Consider the following 18,635-nt stretch of genomic DNA (forward strand, 5'->3'; position numbering starts at 1 on the left):
CGAAACCGGAGTGATCATGACCGATACGACCCTCACCGAAACGGCGGCGGGAATCGCCGATCTCACCCTCGAGGAGAAGGCGTCGCTCACCAGCGGCGGCAGCTTCTGGACCACGAAGCCGATCGAACGGGCCGGCATCCCGGCGATCATGCTGACCGACGGTCCGCACGGCCTGCGCAAGCAGGCCGGCGCGAGCGATCACCTCGGCCTGGCCGAGAGCGTGCCGGCCACGTGCTTCCCTCCGGCGGTCGGACTGGGCTCGTCGTGGGATGCCGAGCTCGCCGAGCGCGTCGGTGCGGCGCTCGGCGTGGAGTCGGCGATCGAGAACGTCGCGGTCCTCCTTGGCCCCGGCGTCAACATCAAGCGCTCGCCGCTCTGCGGCCGCAACTTCGAGTACTTCTCCGAGGACCCGATCGTCTCGGGCGTGCTCGGCGCGGCTGTGGTGCGCGGCATCCAGTCGAAGGGCGTCGGATCCTCGCTCAAGCACTTCGCGGCCAACAACCAGGAGAACGACCGCATGCGCTCCTCGAGCGATGTCGACGAGCGGCCGCTGCGCGAGATCTACCTGCGCGGATTCCAGCGTGTCGTCGAAGGTGCGCAGCCGTGGACCGTGATGTGCGCGTACAACCGCATCAACGGCGTCTACGCGTCGGAAGACCCGTGGCTGCTCACGAAGGTGCTCCGCGATGAGTGGGGCTTCGACGGCCTGGTGGTCTCGGACTGGGGCGCCGTCAACGAGCGCATCCCGTCGGTCTCCGCGGGAATGGATCTCGAGATGCCGTCCTCGGGTGGGCACACGGACGTCGAGCTGGTGGCGGCCGTGCAGGACGGCTCGCTCGATGAGAGCGTCGTGGACACAGCCGCAGGCCGCGTGCTCGACCTGATCCGCAAGTCGCAGGCCGGGGCCGGCTCGATCAGCGGACCCCTCGACGTGGACGCGCACCACGCGCTGGCCCGCGAGGCGGCCGGCCGGGCGATCGTGCTGCTGAAGAACGACGGCGATCTGCTGCCGCTGCGGTCGCAGCGATCCGTCGCCCTGATCGGCGCGTTCGTGGACCAGCCGCGCTTCCAGGGCGCCGGGTCGTCGATGATCAACCCGACCCGCGTCGACCAGGTCGCGCTCGAGATCGTCGCGAAGGCGGGCGAGGATTTCGTCTTCCAGGCGCCGGGATTCACGCTCAACGGATCCGGCGATGCGGCAGAGCTGCGAGCGGATGCCGTCGCACTGGCCGCGCAGAAGGATGTCGCGGTGGTCTTCCTCGGGCTGCCAGCCGCAGCCGAGTCGGAGGGCTACGACCGTGACCACATCGACCTGCCCGAGGTCCAGCTCGAGCTGCTCGACGCGGTGCTGGAGGTCAATCCGAACACCGTGGTGATGCTCTCAAACGGCAGCGTCGTGGCGCTTCCGTTCCGCGACCGGGTGCCCGCGATCGTCGAGGGCTGGCTGCTCGGCCAGGCCGGCGGCGGCGCGATCGCCGACGTGCTCTACGGCGATGTGAACCCGTCCGGCAAGCTCACCGAGACGATCCCGGTCCGCCTGCAGGACACGTCGGCGTTCCTCGCCTTCGGCGGAACCGATGGGCACGTGCGCTACGGCGAGGGCATCTTCGTCGGATACCGCTGGTTCGATGCCCGCGACCTCGAGGTGGCGTTCCCGTTCGGCCACGGCCTCTCGTACACGACGTTCGCGTACGCGGATGCCGCGGCATCCGTCACCGCGAACGGGGACATCGACGTGCGCGTCACCGTCACCAACACCGGCGATCGCGATGGCCGCGAGGTCGTGCAGGTCTACACCTCGCTGCCCGGATCGTCCGTGCAGCGCCCGGTGCGCGAGCTGAAGGCGTTCGCGAGCGTCGCGCTCGCGGCCCGCGAGAGCCGTGAGGTCGTGCTGCCGGTGCGCCGGCAGGATCTGGCCTACTGGAGCGTGCGCGCCCAGCGCTGGGTCGTCGAGGGCGGCTCCTACGTCGTGGACGTCGCCGCGTCGAGCCGCGATCTGCGCGGGTCGGCGACCATCGAGGTCGAAGGCGACGCGGTGTCGCTCCCGCTCACGCGCGAATCGTCGATGGGCGAGGTGCTCGCACACCCGGTGGCCGGCCCGATCGTGCAGCATGCGATGGCCGGAATGGCCGACATGCTCGACGGCGCGGTCTCGATCATGCCCGAGGGCGTAGACATGATGAAGATGATGGACTCGTTCCCCATCGGCCGCATCGGCATGATGGCCGGCGAGGGGTTCTCGCCCGAGATGGTCGACCAGCTTCTCGCGATGGCGAACGCCTCCCAGCCGCAGGCGTAGCCCACCCGCCGAATCGCCCGCGCGCCCTCACGAGGTCGCGCGGGCGATTCGCGTCATGCGGCGCTGGCGCATCGCCAGGAACAGCGGGAACGTGAACGCGAAGGCGGTCAGCGCGGCGCCGGCCACGTAGAGCCAGCCGAACCGCATGCGCAGGCGCCGCGCCTCGACGATCATGAAGACGCTTCCGGCTGTCGCGGCGACGAGCAGATCCACCGTGATCGACGACACCGCCGGGCCGCTGGTGACCAGATCGCCGATGAAGTCGGCCGTCTGCACGATCGCGAACACGTTGAACCACCATGTGCCGATGAGTCCGGCCACTGCCAGCAGCAGGTAGACGAAGGCCAGGGGAGTCCAGTCGCGGGTCATGGCGCCATGATGCCATCCGCCGCACGCGGCGGGGCTGTCAACCCCTTCGCCGCCGCGGTCGCGCGACGTAGCGTGGCGGCATGACCGACACCCTGCGCCATCGACGGACCGACGCATCAGCATCCACCGGCCTCGATCTCGCGCGTCAGATCACGGTGATCTCCTCGCTCGGGTTCACGCTCGTGGCCGTGCTGGTCGGCGTGGGCGGCCTCGGGGGCACCGAGGTGGAGAACTCGCAGGGCGGGGCGCTCTCGGCGGAGGGGTCCTTCCTCGCCCCGGCGGGCCCCGCGTTCAGCATCTGGTCGGTGATCTACCTCGGGCTGATCGCGTATGCCGTCTGGCAGGCGCTGCCAGGACAGCGCGCGTCGGACCGGCAGCGCGCGATCGGCTGGTGGGTAGCCCTCACGATCGTGCTCAACGGACTGTGGCTCGTGGCGGCTCAGCTGCTCACGATCGAGTGGACGGTCATCGTGATCGTGCTGCTGCTGATCGCGCTCTGCGTCACGTTCCGGATCTCGGTGGTGACCCGCACACCGCGTGCCGGATGGGCCGACGCGCTGCTGATCGACGGCGTGACCGGGCTTCACCTCGGCTGGGTCACCCTGGCGGCCGTCGCCAACATCGCCGCCTGGCTCACCGGCGTCGTGCCGGATTCATGGGCGGATGCCGCATCCGCGTGGGGCGTTGCGGTGCTCTGCGTCGTCGCCGTCATCGGGCTCGGGATCGCGTGGGCGAGCGGCTGGCGGGTCGCGCCCGGCCTCGCGCTGGCGTGGGGCCTGTCGTGGCTCGCCGTCGGGCGGCTCTCGGGCGAGCCGGCGAATCAGGCGATCGGAGTCACTGCGATCGTGGTGGCCGTGCTCGTCCTGGTGGTGCCCGTCGCGGTCGCCGGCCTGCGCGCGCTGCAGCCCGAGCACGACTGACCCTCCCCCTCCCGCGGGCTCCCGCCTCCCCGCGAGACGGCATCCGGAGGCCGAGACTGCGGGGCTCGACCGCAGTCTCGGCGCGCCGATGCGGTCTCGACGGAGGGGCCGATGCGGTCTCGCGGGCGGGCGCCGTCAGGTGCGGAGGAAGGCGAGCAGCGCCTCGTTCACCTCGTCGCCGTGGGTCCACAGCAGTCCGTGCGGTGCTCCCTCGATCTCGACGTAGGTGGCGCCGGGAAGCCGCTCGGCCAGCGCCCGCCCGGTCGAATCGATCGGAACGATGTTGTCGGCGGTACCGTGGACGATGAGCATGGGCACGTCGATCTTGTCGATGTCCGCGCGGAAGTCGGTCGGCCAGGTGAGCGGTGCGGCGGCGATGGCCGCGTTGCCGGCATGGTTGGCCGTCTCGACGCTCGCGTCGAGCGCCTCCTGGGAGATGCGCGAACCCAGGTTCACGTCGAGGTTGTAGAAATCCTTGAAGAATCCGGTGAGGAACGCGTATCGGTCATCGGCCACAGCACCGGCGACGCCGTCGAAGAACTCCTGTGGGGCGGCGCCGGTCGGGTTGTCGTCTGCCTTCAGGAGATTCGGCACGATCGAGGCGAGGAAGACAGCCTTCGCGACCCGCTCGCTTCCGTACTTGGTGAAGTATCGAGCGACCTCGCCCGTTCCCATCGAGAAGCCGACGAGCACCACCTTCTCGAGGTCGAGTGTGTGCATCAGGGCGCCGAGGTCGTCGGTGAACGTGTCGTAGTCCGATCCGCCGTACGTCTTGCTCGATGCGCCGAACCCGCGCCGGTCGTATGCGATCACGCGATAGCCGGCCTCCAGGAGTGCGGCCTGCTGCTTGCCCCAGGACTCAGCGTTCAGCGGAAATCCGTGGATCAGCACGACCGCCTGGCCCGAACCCTGGTCGGTGTAGAAGAGCTTGATGTCGGCCGAGTTCTCGATGCCGACGGTGATGTAGGCCAACGGTCACTCCCTCCGGCCGAGGCGTCGGATGCCCGGCACTCTTCGACGCTAGGCGCGCGCCGGCCATGCCCGCCAGGGGGTTGCGGCCGAAGAGTCGGACCGTTACGGCGCGGTCCGGGGTGACTCCGGGTTCACGCATCCCGACCCGCTCCGACGGACGGGACGACCGTGAACATCGTGGGGGCCGCGAACCCGGATGCCGCGAAGGCGGATGCCGCGGCATCCATCACCGTCTGCACCCGGTCGTGCTCGACGAGCGCGATGGCGGCGCCGCCGAAGCCACCGCCGGTCATGCGGGCGCCGATCGCGCCGGCGCTCATCGCGGCCTCGACGGCGGTGTCGAGCTCGGGGACCGAGATCTCGAAGTCGTCCCGCATCGAGGCGTGCGAGGCGAGCAGGAGCGCGCCGATCGCCCTGGGGCCGTGATCGCGCAGCACCGCGACCGTGTCGAGGACGCGCTGGTTCTCGGTGACGATGTGGCGGACGCGCCGGAAGGTCACGTCGTCCATGAGCTCGGCGGCCCGGGCGAGATCGTCGACCGACACGTCCCGCAGGGCGCGGACTCCCATGATCTCGGCCCCGCGCTCGCACGCCGCGCGGCGCTCGCCGTAGCCTCCGGTCGCGTGCGAGTGCTTCACTCCGGTGTCGATCACGACCAGCTGGAGCCCGGCATCGGCGAACCCGAGATCGACGACGGATGCCGCGAGCGAGCGGCAGTCGAGGAAGATCGCGGCATCGGCGCGCCCGAGCATCGACGCCATCTGGTCCATGATGCCGGTGGGAGCGCCGACCGCCTCGTTCTCCGCGGTGCGGCCGACCTGCGCAAGGGCGACACGGTCCAGACCGAGGCCCCACGCGTCGTTGAGCGTGGTCGCGACCGCTCCTTCGATCGCCGCAGAGGAGGAGAGCCCCGCCCCGATCGGCACGTCGGATGCGATGGCGAGGTCGACACCCGTCACGCTCACCGCCGACCTCCCGGTCCTCCGCAGGAGCGCCCATGCCACGCCCAGCGGGTAGGCGGCCCACTCGGGCACCTCGCCGCGGTTCGCCGGGAACAGCTCATCGAGCGCGGCCAGGTCGACCTCGACGGCATCCCCATCGAAGGTCGAGACGACACGGATCCGGCCATCGGCACGCGTGCCGAGCGCGACGTGGGTGCGCTGCTGGATCGCGAACGGGAGCACGAAGCCGTCGTTGTAGTCGGTGTGCTCGCCGATCAGGTTCACGCGTCCCGGTGCCGACCAGGTGCCGACGGGTTCGATCCCGGCGACCTCGGTCAGCAGGGCACGCGCGGCGGTCGCACTGCCCACGACCCCGGTCACAGCTTCACCTCCGGCACGGACTCGATCGCCGCGCGGAGCCGCGCCGCAGCGGACTCGGGCGGCACATCGCCGATCCACGCGCCCATCGCGGCCTCGGAGCCGGCGAGGTACTTCAGCTTGTCAGCCGCGCGCCGAGGCGAGGTGAGCTCGAGCCGGAGCCGGACCGCCTCCCGGCCGACGTGCACCGGCGCCTGGTGCCACGCCGCGATGTACGGGGTGGGGGAGTCGTAGAGCGCATCCACGCCGCGAAGGAGCCGGAGGTAGAGGGGCGCCAGCTCATCGCGCTCGGCATCGGTCGTCCCTGCGATGTCGGTGACGTGCCGGTGCGGCATCAGGTGCACCTCGAGCGGCCAGCGTGCGGCGAACGGCACGAACGCGGTCCAGTGCTCGCCGCGCAGGAGCACTCGCTCGGAGTCCTGCTCGAACGCGAGGATCCGCGCGAACAGGTCGGGCCCCTCCCGCTCGGCGGCTTCGAGCAGCCGTCGCGTGCGCGGCGGGATGTACGGGTACGCGTAGATCTGGCCGTGCGGGTGGGCGAGCGTCACGCCGATCGCCTCGCCGCGGTTCTCGAACGGGAACACCTGCTCGATGCCGGGGAGCTCGGACAGCGCCGCGGATCGGTCGGCCCAGGCCTCGATCACGGTGCGGGCGCGAGTCGGGGTGAGCGTGCCGAAGGACCCCTCATGCTCCGGGCTGAAGCACACGACCTCGCAGCGGCCGACCGAGGTGCGGGTGCGTCCGAGGCCGGGCGTCTCGAGGTCGTCCAGGCCGAGCGGCGGGTCGACGGCCGCGGGTGCGTCGTCGGTGGCCCGTGCCAGCGCGGGGCCGAAGGAGGGGGAGCGGTTCTCGAAGACCGCGACGTCGTAGCGGGAGGGGATCTCCGACGGGTTGGTCGGCGTCTGCGGCGCCAGAGGATCGAGCTCCGCCGGGGGCAGGAAGGCGCGGTTCTGCCGGGCGGCGGCGACCGAGATCCAGTCGCCGGTGAGCACGTCGCGGCGCATGGTCGCCGTCTCCGCCCTGGCATCGAGTGCGCGGGTGTCGATGCTGCGCTCGTGGCCCAGCGTCGTGTCCGGGTCGTCGAAGTACATCAGCTCCCGCCCGTCGGCGAGGCGGGACCTTCGCTTGACGACGCCGGCACCGAGAGGCTCTGCTCGAAACTCCTGCATGTTCACGTCAACACGGTAACAGGAGAGGCATGGTAACGTCAACATGGTGCGGATCGGTGGAGTTTCGCCGAGCCGCCTCTGAAGCCCGGTCGGAAGGGGAGCTCATGACGGATGCCGATCGCACGCGCCGGGTGTCGATGCGCGACGTCGCATCCCTTGCGGGAGTCTCGGGCCAGACGGTGTCGCGCGTGGTCAACGACAGCCCGCGGGTCGATCCGGCGACCCGTGAGCGTGTCGAGAGGGCCATGGCGCAGCTGGGCTACCGTCCGCACCGTGCGGCGCGGGCTCTGCGCACCGGCCGCACGCACACCATCGGCCTGGTGGTGTCGACACTCGCATCGGTGGGGAACTCGCGCATGCTGCAGGCGGTCGCGGATGCCGCATCCCATCGCGGCTATGCCCTCACCGTGGTCACCGCAGCCGAGGCCGACGCGCTGGCCGGCGCGTTCGAGCACCTGCGCGACCAGGGCGTCGACGGCGCGATCGTGCTGAACGAGGCGACGGCCGCCGCACGGAGGGCGGATGCGCCGACCGGTCTCGCACTGGTCGTCGTCGATTCGCCGCCGGACGAGCGGTTCGGCGTCGTGCAGTCCGACCACGAGGCGGGGGCGCGAGCGGCGACCGAGCACCTGATCGATCTCGGACACGCGACGGTGTGGCATCTCGGCGGACCTGAGGACTCGTACGCGGCCGCCGAACGTGAGCGCGGATGGCGCGGCGCTCTGGAGGGAGCGGGGCTCGTCGCACCTCCCGTCGTCCGCGGGGATTGGACGGCGGCATCCGGTCACGCCGAAGGAGTGGCCCTCGCTGAGCGTCCGGACGTCTCAGCGGTGTTCGCGGCGAACGATCAGATGGCGCTCGGTCTGCTTCGCGCGCTCGCGGAGGCGGGGCGACCGGTGCCCGCGGAGGTCGCCGTGGTCGGCTTCGACGACATCGCGGATGCGGCCGACTATCTGCCGCCACTCACGACCGTCCGCCAGGACTTCGACGACCTCGGCGAGCGCGCGGTGGAGGCGCTGATCGGAGCGATCGACGGCGGTGCGCCCCGGACCGAGCTGGTGCCGACACGGCTGGTGGTGCGGGAGAGCTCGACTCCTGACTGAGCGTTCGAAGAGACGCGCGATGCGGAGGGTCGCACAGCGGCATCCCTCCCGAACCCGCGCATGGCGCATGCACTCAACGACCGTTGCAGCGGTCAGACGGCACCGATGATCGCATTGTCGAGCCGGTCGGTGTCGAGGGCGGGCAGAGACGCGTTCGCGAGAAGCACGTAGGCGATGCCGGCCGACGGATGGATCCAGTACTCCGCGCCGGCCCATCCGCCGTGTCCATAGGCGTCGCGGTCGATCAGTCCGGGCGCGCGGGTGGGCAGATTCCAGGTGAAGCCCCAGTCCTGGCCGCGCTCGGCGGGGTAGGGGTCGAGGCGGGGGATGTCACCGGTCAGCGGTCGCAGGGTCATCGCGAGCGTCGCGGGACGCACGATTCCTTCACCGGCACGGAGGAGTGCGGACCCGATGGCGAGCAGATCCTGGGCGCGTCCGATCAGGCCCGCTCCCGGATTGCGCTTGCGGGCGAACCTCTCGACGTCGAGTCCTTCTTCGGCTGCGCCGATCACCGGATGCGGGTCGGCGGCCTCGTCGATCGTGAGGCCGCCAGCGCCCAGCGGCGTCGCCCATGCCGCGAGTTCGGCATCCCACTCCCGGCCCGTCGCGTGCGCCACCAGAGCCGCGATGCCCTCGTACGCGATCGTCGAGTAGCGCGACACGGTGCCCGCGCGGAAGTCCCGACCGACCGCCAGAAGCTCCTCGCGCAGCGGCGTCGAGCTGTCCATCAGGGGCTCGGAGATGCCCGAGGTGTGACTCGCGAGGTGGCGCAGCCGGACCACGTCATCGCGGTTCGCGCCGAATGCGGGCAGCGCATCGGTCAGCGGGGTCTCGGCGGTGAGCAGCCCGCGCTCGATCGCCCGCGCAGCGGTGAGCCCGACGAGCGGCTTGGTGACCGAGAACAGGCGGTAGTGGTCATCGACGCGCGCGGTGCGCCCCGGGCTCGCGCCGAACGCGTCGAGGGCGACCGTGCCCTCTGCGGTTGCGATGCCCAGCACCGCCGTCGGGAGGACCCCCTCGGTGACCTGGCGCTCGGCCCAGTCGAAGGCGTGCGAGAACTGCTGGGACATCACTCCACCCGCCTACTCACTCGTGTGTCCGAGATCGGGGCGTGCGAGGAAGCGCGCAGTGGCGTCGGTCACCGCCTCGAGTTCGACGATGGTGACGAGGTTGTCGCCGGCGCGGGTGACCGGTGCGGGGACGAACAGCGTGCGCTGCGGACCGCGGCGCCAGTAGCGCCCGAGGAAGAATCCGTTGATCCAGGCGTAGCCCTTGCCCCAGCCGCGGGTGTCGAGGAACAGATCAGCCTGAGCATCGAGCGAGAACGTGCCCCGCAGGCCGACCGGTCCGGTGGCGCGACTGTCGACGACTGCGGTGGCCGAGGCCGGCGCATCCGCCACCGCCTGCCCGAGGGCGGCGACATCGAACGACCGCACATGCCACGGCCCCGGGATCGGGGCACCGTCGACACGCGCTGGGCCGATGAGCCCCTTGGGCTCGCCGATCTTCGTGTCGTAGTTGACGCGGCCGGTCTCTTCGACGAGAAGGCGCACCTCGCTGCCGGCGGGGATGGTCCAGCCACGCTCTCGGAGGGTGCGCTGTAGCGTGCCGGCGGGCCGCTCGTCCACCTGCACCCACGCGTGGTCGCGCACCTCGTCGAACTCCAGCACGGTTGCGCGGTCGGTTGCGGGAGTGCCGTGGAGGGATGCCGCGTACTGGACGAGCACGACATCGGCGCCGAGTTCGTCCATCGTCGGCGGCGCGGCAAAGGTGCCGCGGTCGGTCGCGACCAGGTGCAGAGGGTCATCGACGCCTTCGAGTGCGACCTCGAACACGGGTGCGTCGACCGGCTCGGGCAGTGGCTCGTCAGGCACTGGAGCATGCCTGGAGATCACATCGCGGAATGCGTGGAACTTGTCGGTGAGGTCGCCGGACTCGCTGATCGGCGAGTCGTAGTCGTACGAGGTGACCATCGGCAGGTAGCGACCGGAGTCGTTCGCGCCGGCGGTGAGGGCGAAGTTGGTGCCGCCGTGCACCATGTAGATGTTGACCGACGCGCCGGCGGCCAGCAGCGCGTCGAGGTCGGCGGCGCTGTCGGCGAAGTTCGTGGTGTGGTGCGTCTCGCCCCAGTGGTCGAACCAGCCGCACCAGAACTCCATGCACATCAGTGGCCCGGTGCGCTGGTGCTCGCGCAGGGTCGCGAGACGCTCATGGATGCGGGAGCCGAACGAGCCCGTCATGTGCAGTCCCACGTGCGACCCGTTCTCGAGCATCTGCGCGATGGGCTGGTCGACCTGGGTGAGCGGCACCGTGATGCCTGCATCCCGCGTCAGCCGGATGAGCTCCGCGAGGTAGGCCTTGTCGGAGCCGTACGCGCCGTACTCGTTCTCGATCTGCACCAGGATGACCGAGCCGCCCTGGTCGATCTGCCGAGGCACGAGGATCTCGTTGACGCGTGCGAGGTAGTCGCTGACGGCCGAGAGGTAGCGCGGGTCCGAGCTGCGGAGCTTCATCGCCGGGTCTGCGGTGAGCCAGGTGGGCAGACCCCCGTTGTGCCACTCGGCGCACACATACGGACCGGGCCGCACGATGGCGTGCAGGCCCTCCTCGGCGATCAGGTCGAGAAACCGGCCGAGGTCGACGCCACCGGTCTGCGACCACTGCCCGCGCACCGGTTCATGCGCATTCCAGTGCACATACGTCTCGATCGCGTTCAGGCCCATCAGTCGGGCCTTGCGGATGCGGTCGCGCCACTGGTCAGGATGCACTCGCGGGTAGTGGATCGCCCCCGAGATGATGCGATGCGGCTCGCCGTCGAGCAGGAAGTCGGCATCGCCGATCTGAAAACGGGAGGGGCGGGTCATCGCGTCCTCACGGGTGCCTGCAGCACACCGTTGCGGCGGTGCGGAAGGGTCGCGAGTGCGTCGTCGCGAAGCACTGCCGGAAGGAGGGCCTGCGGGGCGGACTGGTACGCGACCGGCCGGAGGAACCGGCGGATCGCCGACGCGCCGACCGAGGTGTGCAGCGAGGTCGTCGCAGGCCACGGACCGCCATGCTGCTGCGACCACGTCACGGCCACGCCGGTCGGCCAGCCCGCGAAGAGCACCCGCCCGGCTCGCGCCTCCAGCAGGGCCAGGGTCTCGGCGACATCGTCGCCCGGGTCGGAGTGCAGGGTCGCGCTGAGGCTTCCCGGCACGGTGCGCAGCGCCGCGTGCAGCTCCTCCGGCGAGGAGTACCGCACGAGCAGACTGACGGGTCCGAAGCACTCCTCGAGCAGCACCTCGGGTCGCTCAGCAACGGCCGCGGCATCCGTCGTCAGCACGATCGGCTGGGCGCCGTCGCCGGCCACGGTGCCCCGCGCGAGCACCTCGACCGAGGGGTCTGCGGCCAGCGCGTCGATGCCCGACGGGAAGGCGGCGGTGATGCGGTCGGTGAGCAGTGCCCCACCGGTCGTGTCGGGCACGAGAGCCCCGACCAGCGACTCGAAACCTGCACCCGCCGGGACGAACACGACGCCGGGCTTGGTGCAGAACTGCCCGACACCCAGCGTGAACGAGCCGACGAGACCCTGGGCGAGCTCCTCGCCGCGAGAGCCGGCGGCCGCAGCCGTGATCACGACGGGGTTCACGCTGCCCAGCTCGCCGTAAAACGGGATCGGGTCGGGGCGCCTGGTGGCAAGGTCGTACAGAGCGCGCCCACCGGAGAGCGAGCCGGTGAATCCGGCGGCCTGGATCACCGGATGCTGCACCAGCGCGTTCCCGGCTTCCCTGCCCTCGACGAGGCCGAGCGATCCGGCAGGCGCCCCGGCGGCCTCGAGTGCCGCCGCCACGATCGCGGCCGTCCGCCGTGACAGCTCCGGATGCCCCGAGTGGGCCTTCACGATCACAGGGCTGCCCGCAGCCAGCGCCGAGGCCGTGTCTCCGCCGGCGACCGAGAATGCGAAGGGGAAGTTCGAGGCCGAGAAGACCGCGACCGGCCCGACCGGCACGAGCAGGCGCCTCAGCTCCGGACGCGGCGGAGTGGCGGTGGCATCCGCGTCGTCCACGGTGAGCTCGAGGTACGAGCCCTCTTCGACGACCGCGGCGAACAGGCGCAGCTGACCCGACGTGCGACCGACCTCGCCGCGGAGGCGGGTTTCACCCAGACGGGTCTCGCGGTCGGCGATCGGCACGAGTTCATCGGCGGCGGCATCGAGCGCATCAGCCGCCGCGCGCAACCAGGCGGCCCGGTCGGCAGCGCTCGAGCCGGCCCAGATCGGGGCCGCAGCAGCGGCCGACGCGACGATGGCCTCGAGTTCTTCCGAGGTGGTGGTCACGAGAGGTCCTTTCGGGCGAAGCGGAGTCCGAGGCCGAGGTGGGGGAGGTCCGTGAGGCATCCGTCGGCGATCGCCACCGGGCTCGGGTCGATGAGAGCACCGAGCGCGCCGAAGCCGGCGTCCTCGACGTCCTCCACCATAGGCTCGCCGTTCGTGAGCGTGAGCGCGAGCTGGCCAGAGAGCTCGGGAAGAAGATGCGGATGCAGAGGCACGCCGTGCTCGGCGGCGAGCGCGGCGATGCGCCGGAACGGAGTGATGCCCCCGACCCGGACGATGTTCGGCTGTACGATCTGCGCGGCTCCGGCACGCAGGTACTCGTCGAATCGGAACGCGGTATGCAGGTTCTCGCCGACCGCGATCGGTACGTCGATCCGCCGCGCGAGTTCGGCGTGGGAGGCGAGGTCATCCGCGCGCAGGGGCTCTTCGATCCACGCCGGGGCGAACGCCCCAAGAGCCCGGACCGACCGCGTCGCGCGATCGAGATCCCACCGCTGGTTGGCGTCGATCATCAAGTCGCAGTCGGGTCCGAGCAGCTCTCGCACCGCCGCGACGCGGTCGACGTCTTCGGCAAGGTCGGGTTTTCCGACCTTGATCTTGACCGCGTCGAAGCCCGCGTCTATCCAGCGACCGACCTGGGCCAGCAGCTCGTCGAGCGAGTAGTGGAGGTTGACCCCGCTGCCGTAGGCGCGCACCGAGGCGCGCGCGCGACCGAGCAGATCCACCGCCGATATCCCGCGGCGCCGGGCCTCGGCATCCCACAGCGCGAGATCGAGGCCGGCGAGCGCGATCGTCGTCAGCCCTCCGCCGCCCGCCTCGTGGAGGTGCCGCCACAGCGGGTCCCACAGAGTCTCGGGGTCGGCATCCCGCCCCAGAGCGGCTGGAGCGATGTCGTGCACCAGCAGCTCGTGTACCGCCTGGGCGCCGATCTGCGGGGTCCATGAGAAGCCCCAGCCCTCGACGCCGTCCGAGCGCACGACGTGGGTCGCGATCACACCGACCGACGTGACATCCCCCGCCCAGGCCCGGGCGAGGGGCACCCGCAGCAGACGCGCGTCGAACTCCGCGACCGTCACCCCCCGCGCGCTCGGGATCAACGCAGTCACAGCAGCGCGCGGCCCGCTCCGAGGATCGCGGCGAGGCGCTCCTCCTGCGCGGGCGTGGGGTCGACGAGCGGCGCGCGCACGCCGCCGACGGCGAGGCCGCTGCGGCGCAGGCCGGCCTTGATGAGCGAGACCCCGAAGCCGGGGGTCTCATCGCGCAGTGCGACGAGCGGCGCATAGAATCCGTCGAGCAGAGCCAGTCGCCGGTCCTCGTCGCCGTCGACGTAGGCGCGGTAGTACGCGTTCGCGATCTCGGGAGCCATCGCGAAAGCCGCGGACGAATACAGCGGGATGCCGATGCCCCGGTATGCGCCCTGGGTGAGCTCGGCGGTGAGCAGGCCGTTGAAGAACACGAAGTCTGTGCGTCCGGTGGCGGCGACCGCGCGGACGATGAGCTGGGCGGTGCCGATGTCTCCGACCCCGTCCTTGAAGCCGACGACCTTCGGGTTCTGCGAGAGTCGAACCACGGAGTCGACCGTGTACTGCGCGGTCCCGCGGTGGTAGATCGCGACGGGAAGATCGGATGCCGCGGCGATCGCCTCGACGTACGCGATGAGTCCCGCCTGTGTGCCTCCCACGAGGTACGGCGGCAGCACGAGCAGTCCGTCTGCGCCGGCGTCGGCGGCCGCTCGTGCGACCTCGGTCGCGTGACCGAGCTGCCCGCCCGCCCCGGCGATCACCGGCACCGAGCCGGCGACGGTGTCGACGGCGACCTGGACGACCGTGGCCGCCTCGGTCGCCGACAGGGCGTGGTACTCGCCGGTGCCGCACGCGGGGAACACCGCGCCTGGGGCATGCTCCAGGGTGCGCGCGATGTGGGTGGAGAGAAGATCGGTGTCGACCCGGTCGGATGAGTCGAACGGGGTCACCGGGAAGAAGAGGATGCCATCGAAGTTCATGCGTGCACGTCCGATCGGTCGTCAGCGGCGGCCAGCTCGGTGCGCCAGTCGTGTGCGGGGGTCCAGCCGAGCAGCGCTCGCGCCTTGGCGTTCGAGAAGGCGGGCGTCGTGCCGGTGAGCTCTGCTGCGGCGGCTGCGGTGCCCGGGTGGAACCGGGGGAGCAGGTCCGCGAGTGGCTCGCGGGCGAGGGCATCGTCGGCGCCGACGAAGAAGACCTCGCCGCTCGGGATGTCGCCGAGGGCGGCGAGCAGCGTGTCGGCGAAGGTGGCGACATCGCGGGCGTCGACGTAGTTGAACAGGGCCGGCGCGGAAAGCGCGGGGTCGTCGAGCCGCTCGCGCACCGTGTGACCCTGCTGGGTCGGTGCGCCACCCCACTCCTCGGGAGCGATCACGTAGCAGGGCCGGAAGGCGGCGAAGCGCACGGCGTCGCCGGTCTGGCGCTGCAGCATCGCGATGGACTGCTCGATCAGCAGCTTCGACAGGGCGTAGGCGTTCCAGGGGAGCGTGGGCGACACCTCGTCGAGGGGCAGTCGGTCGGGCGTCCAGCCGGTCGGCGCTCCGTATCCGATCACGGTCGGGCTCGACGCGGCGACGATCTTGGGGATGCCGGCCTGCACCGCGCCGCCGAGCACCGACATCGCCAGCGCGGCGTTCGTGCGCAGGATGACGTCCTCCGGCGCGCTGAACGGCACGGCGATCGCGGCGAGGTGGATCACCGCGTCGGCCTGCGCATCGGTGAGGGCGTGTGCCGTAGCCGCGGCATCCGTCAGATCCAGCGAGACGTGCGCGACCTGCAGGTTCTCCGCTGGAGCCCGGTCGAAGGAAACCACCTCGTGCCCGCGCTCGGCGAGACCCGCGACCAGGCTGCGCCCCAGCCGGCCGGCGCCGCCCGTGACGACGATGCGGCTCATCAGACGCGCTGGGCGAGCAGGCGGATGCCGAGATCGGCGACTTCGACGGGCATGCCGGTCGACAGCGATCGGTTGCCCGCGATTCCGACGGCGATCGACTGCACGCCGTCGCGCCAGTTCGCCGGGCGGGCGAGCGGGTCCTCGCCGGGACCGATGAAGACGTCGGACAGCAGGATTGCGTCACCACCGCCGTGGCCGCCATCGCCGCCGAGGATGGCGATCTCGACGGGCGCCTCCCAGTGGCGCTGCAGCAGCAGACGCTCGGATTCGGGGCGCAGCGACACTGAAGTGCCGGCATCGACCGCGCTCGGGTCGAGCGCCGGAGTGAGGCCTTCGGCTTCGACCACCGCGCCGCGCTCGACGACGTCGAGTTCGACGCGGCCGAGCGTTCCGTTCACTGCGACGCGGTAGCCCTCCCACGGTGCGTGCGCATTGAGCGAGTAGCTGAGCGTCGCCCCGTTCGCGTAGTCGACCACGAGCGCGAGGTTGTCCTCGATCGTGATGCCCTCGCCGAACACATCCCGGTCGCGCACGTACCCGTCGTGGCCTTCGGCGTCGAGGTAGAGCGCCTTCAGGTTCGGGTGATCGCGCAGGTCGAGGTCGAACCCGTCGTGTGCACCGTCACGGGTGCCACGGGCGGGTCGATCGCCGAGTCCGCGCATGGCGGCATTGTCGGCACCGTAGAAGCGCAGCCCTCCCGAGGCGAAGACGCGCCGCGGAGTGGAATGGATCCACCAGTTCACGAGATCGAAGTGGTGGCTGGCCTTGTGCACGAGCAGTCCGCCCGAGTTCTTCTTCTCGCGATGCCAGCGGCGGAAGTAGTCGGCGCCGTGCTTGGTGTCGAGCATCCACTGGAAGTCGATCGAGGTGACCTCGCCGATGACGCCGTCCTGGATGACCTGGCGCAGCGTGCTGTTGCGAGGCGAGTACCGGTAGTTGAACGTGAGCAGCACGTCGCCGCCGGTGCGCTCGACGGCGTCTTCGATCGCGGCCGCGCTGTCGGCGTCGATCGTGAGGGGCTTCTCGACGACCACGTCTGCGCCCGCCTCGAGTGCGCGGATGATCAGGGGCGCGTGCTGGTCGTCGCGGGCCGTGATGACGACCCGGTCGATCTTCTCGGTCGCGATGAGCTCGTCGAGCCGGTCGGGGTGCCACGTCGAAGGCGCGACGATGCCGGCCCCGACCGCGCGCTGCACTGCGAGCGCGGCGCGGACGGGGTTCGGCTCGCAGATCGCGACGAGCTCAGCGTGGTCGGCGTACGCGCCTGCGATGGCATCGACGTACATCTGCGAACGGCTGCCGGCTCCGACGACGGCATAACGACGCCTGCTCATTCGGGACTCCTCGAATCGGGGAAGCGTTTTCCCGCCTCTCGCGCCCACGGTAGCACAGGCCCTCTCGTGAGGGGAATGATGCGAGATCGGATTCGCTGGTGAACGGCCGCAAGGTGTGACTACCATGGAGCCGTGGCCAAGAAAGCGCTTTCCCGAACCGGCGAGCTCATCGACGGCGCCCATCCGACGCGGTCGGTGCTGCGCTTGCTCGCGCGCCGCCCAGGGCGGATGTCGCTCGCGCTGTTCGCCTTCGCTATGAAGGAGATCCCGCTGTGGTTCCTCCCGGTCATCACCGCGGCGATCATCGACATCGTCGCCGACGGGGGAGAAGTGACGGCCGTGCTGTGGTGGCTCGCGCTCGCGGTCGTGCTCCTGCTGCAGAACTACCCGAACCACATCCTGTACACACGCAGCTTCATGACTGTCGTGCGCGACACCGGTGCCGACCTGCGCAACGCCCTTGCGGCCCGGCTGCAGAGCCTGTCGATCGGCTACCACACGCGGGTGAGCTCCTCGATCGTGCAGACCAAGGTCGTGCGCGACGTCGAGAACGTCGAGCTGATGCTTCAGCAGGTCACTCATCCGCTGCTGTCGGCGACCATGGTCATGATCGGCGCCCTGGCGATGACGGCGATCGCCGTTCCCGCGTTCCTGCCGGTCTATGCGCTCGCGGTGCCGATTGCGATCGGCATCCGGTACGGCATGCGCAACCGCTCGAAGGCCCGCAACGAGGACTTCCGCCGCGAGGTCGAGACGCTCTCGGCTCGCGTCGGTGAGATGGCCTCGCTCATTCCGGTGACGCGAGCCCACGGTCTCGAAGAGACCGCGGTCACCCGCGTCGGTCACGGGGCGGAAGGAGTGCGCCGCGCGGGGCTGCACCTCGACATGCTGAACGGCCACGTGGCATCGATCTCGTGGGTGGCCATGCAGCTGCTGGCCGTCGGATGCCTCGGCCTGGCGGCGATCTTCTCGCTGACCGGCATCCTTCCGATCACGCCCGGCGAGGTCGTGCTGCTGGCGACCTACTTCACGCTGCTGACCGGCGGTCTCACCCAGCTGCTCATGCTCATTCCAGTCGGGGCGCGCGGGCTCGAATCCGTCCGCTCGATCGCGGAGGTCATGCAGGAGCCCGACCTCGAGCTCAACGCGGGCAAGCGCGTCGTCGATCGCGTGAGCGGCGGCATCCGTCTCGCGCATGCCTCGCACCGCTATCCGGGCGCCGATGCCGACGCACTGCACGAGATCGACCTCGACATCACCGCCGGCGAGACCGTCGCGCTGGTGGGCTCATCCGGCTCGGGCAAGTCGACCCTGCTGAACCTCGTGCTCGGGTTCGTACGGCCCACCGCCGGGCACATCCTTCTCGACGGCGTCGACATGCAGCAGCTCGACATGCGCACCGCCCGCCGGTTCGTCTCGGTGGTGCCGCAGGAATCGGTGCTGTTCGAGGGCACGATCCGCGAGAACATCGCGTACGGGATGCCGCAGGCCGACGACGCCCGCATCATCCAGGCGCTGCGCGATGCGAACGCGCTCGATTTCGTGCAGGACCAGCCGCAGGGCTGGGACACCGTGGTGGGGGAGCGCGGGGCACGTCTGTCCGGCGGTCAGCGCCAGAGGCTTGCGATCGCCCGCGCGCTCGTCCGCGATCCGCGGATCCTGCTGCTCGATGAGGCGACCTCCGCGCTCGACCCGGAATCGGAGGAGCTCGTGAAGGAGGCTCTCGGCCGCCTCATGCGCGGCCGCACGACCCTCGTCGTCGCGCACCGGCTCTCCACGATCCGCCAGGCCGACCGCATCGTCGTCCTCGAGCGCGGACGCATCGTGGAGCAGGGCAGCCATGACGCTCTGCTCGAACGCGATGGACGGTATGCCCACCTCCACCTCACCCAGGCGGGTCTCGCCGGGCGATGACTTTCGATCCT

Annotated in this window: 15 protein-coding genes; 4 read left to right on the forward strand and 11 right to left on the reverse strand. The window is 70.6% G+C overall.

Translation table 11 applies throughout. The features are described from left to right. Positions 1–16: 16 nt before the first annotated feature. Positions 17–2,299 (forward strand): glycoside hydrolase family 3 C-terminal domain-containing protein, encoded by a 2,283-nt coding sequence (locus tag BM349_RS13870; protein WP_091709318.1) that lies wholly within the window; start codon positions 17–19, stop codon positions 2,297–2,299. A gap of 27 nt (positions 2,300–2,326) precedes the next feature. Here the strand turns inward: BM349_RS13870 and BM349_RS13875 are convergent, their stop codons facing one another. Further along, positions 2,327–2,668 (reverse strand): DUF2834 domain-containing protein, encoded by a 342-nt coding sequence (locus tag BM349_RS13875; protein ID WP_091707511.1) that lies wholly within the window; start codon positions 2,666–2,668, stop codon positions 2,327–2,329. Positions 2,669–2,748: 80 nt separating this feature from the next. Here BM349_RS13875 and BM349_RS13880 point away from each other — a divergent pair, with 80 nt between their 5' ends. Continuing rightward, entirely contained in the window at positions 2,749–3,588 is an 840-nt protein-coding gene (locus BM349_RS13880; protein WP_091707512.1) for a tryptophan-rich sensory protein, read from the forward strand. A gap of 135 nt (positions 3,589–3,723) precedes the next feature. Here the strand turns inward: BM349_RS13880 and BM349_RS13885 are convergent, their stop codons facing one another. The 3 genes from BM349_RS13885 to galT form a co-directional block, all read right to left on the reverse strand. After that, the gene (locus BM349_RS13885; RefSeq protein WP_091707513.1) at positions 3,724–4,560 is read right to left on the reverse strand and encodes an alpha/beta fold hydrolase; all 837 of its coding nucleotides are present in this window, start codon (positions 4,558–4,560) and stop codon (positions 3,724–3,726) included. 131 nt (positions 4,561–4,691) lie between these two features. Next, the gene (gene galK / locus BM349_RS13890; protein ID WP_091709321.1) at positions 4,692–5,870 is read right to left on the reverse strand and encodes a galactokinase; all 1,179 of its coding nucleotides are present in this window, start codon (positions 5,868–5,870) and stop codon (positions 4,692–4,694) included. A gap of 8 nt (positions 5,871–5,878) precedes the next feature. Next, on the reverse strand, positions 5,879–7,048 hold the full coding sequence (galT, locus tag BM349_RS13895; RefSeq protein WP_091707514.1) for a galactose-1-phosphate uridylyltransferase: 1,170 nt from the start codon (positions 7,046–7,048) through the stop codon (positions 5,879–5,881). A gap of 137 nt (positions 7,049–7,185) precedes the next feature. Between galT and BM349_RS13900 the strand changes: the two genes are divergently transcribed. Beyond that, entirely contained in the window at positions 7,186–8,151 is a 966-nt protein-coding gene (locus BM349_RS13900) for a LacI family DNA-binding transcriptional regulator (RefSeq protein ID WP_091709323.1), read from the forward strand. A gap of 92 nt (positions 8,152–8,243) precedes the next feature. Here BM349_RS13900 and BM349_RS13905 read toward each other — a convergent pair whose 3' ends face one another. Genes BM349_RS13905 through BM349_RS13935 form a run of 7 tightly spaced genes read right to left on the reverse strand, consistent with a single transcriptional unit; the run spans position 8,244 to position 16,710 of the window. Further along, entirely contained in the window at positions 8,244–9,221 is a 978-nt protein-coding gene (locus BM349_RS13905) for a serine hydrolase domain-containing protein (RefSeq protein WP_091707515.1), read from the reverse strand. A gap of 12 nt (positions 9,222–9,233) precedes the next feature. Beyond that, positions 9,234–11,015, reverse strand: coding sequence for a glycoside hydrolase family 35 protein (locus BM349_RS13910; protein WP_091707516.1), 1,782 nt, complete (start codon positions 11,013–11,015; stop codon positions 9,234–9,236). Further along, positions 11,012–12,466 (reverse strand): aldehyde dehydrogenase (NADP(+)), encoded by a 1,455-nt coding sequence (locus tag BM349_RS13915; RefSeq protein WP_091707517.1) that lies wholly within the window; start codon positions 12,464–12,466, stop codon positions 11,012–11,014. The genes BM349_RS13910 and BM349_RS13915 overlap by 4 nt, the downstream gene beginning before the upstream one ends. Continuing rightward, positions 12,463–13,539 (reverse strand): mandelate racemase/muconate lactonizing enzyme family protein, encoded by a 1,077-nt coding sequence (locus BM349_RS13920; RefSeq protein ID WP_254773911.1) that lies wholly within the window; start codon positions 13,537–13,539, stop codon positions 12,463–12,465. Before BM349_RS13920 ends, BM349_RS13915 begins: the two co-directional genes overlap by 4 nt. 26 nt (positions 13,540–13,565) lie before the next feature. Then, a complete protein-coding gene (locus tag BM349_RS13925) occupies positions 13,566–14,465 on the reverse strand; it encodes a 5-dehydro-4-deoxyglucarate dehydratase (RefSeq protein WP_091707518.1) in 900 nt (299 codons plus the stop codon). Beyond that, positions 14,462–15,376, reverse strand: a complete 915-nt coding sequence (locus BM349_RS13930; RefSeq protein ID WP_091707519.1) for an NAD-dependent epimerase/dehydratase family protein — start codon at positions 15,374–15,376, stop codon at positions 14,462–14,464. Before BM349_RS13930 ends, BM349_RS13925 begins: the two co-directional genes overlap by 4 nt. Then, on the reverse strand, positions 15,376–16,710 hold the full coding sequence (locus BM349_RS13935; protein ID WP_091707520.1) for a Gfo/Idh/MocA family protein: 1,335 nt from the start codon (positions 16,708–16,710) through the stop codon (positions 15,376–15,378). The genes BM349_RS13930 and BM349_RS13935 overlap by 1 nt, the downstream gene beginning before the upstream one ends. Before the next feature lie 132 nt (positions 16,711–16,842). Here BM349_RS13935 and BM349_RS13940 point away from each other — a divergent pair, with 132 nt between their 5' ends. After that, on the forward strand, positions 16,843–18,624 hold the full coding sequence (locus BM349_RS13940) for an ABC transporter ATP-binding protein (protein WP_091707521.1): 1,782 nt from the start codon (positions 16,843–16,845) through the stop codon (positions 18,622–18,624). Positions 18,625–18,635: the final 11 nt, after the last annotated feature.

The organism is Microbacterium sp. cf046, assembly GCF_900114345.1.
Lineage (GTDB): Bacteria > Actinomycetota > Actinomycetes > Actinomycetales > Microbacteriaceae > Microbacterium.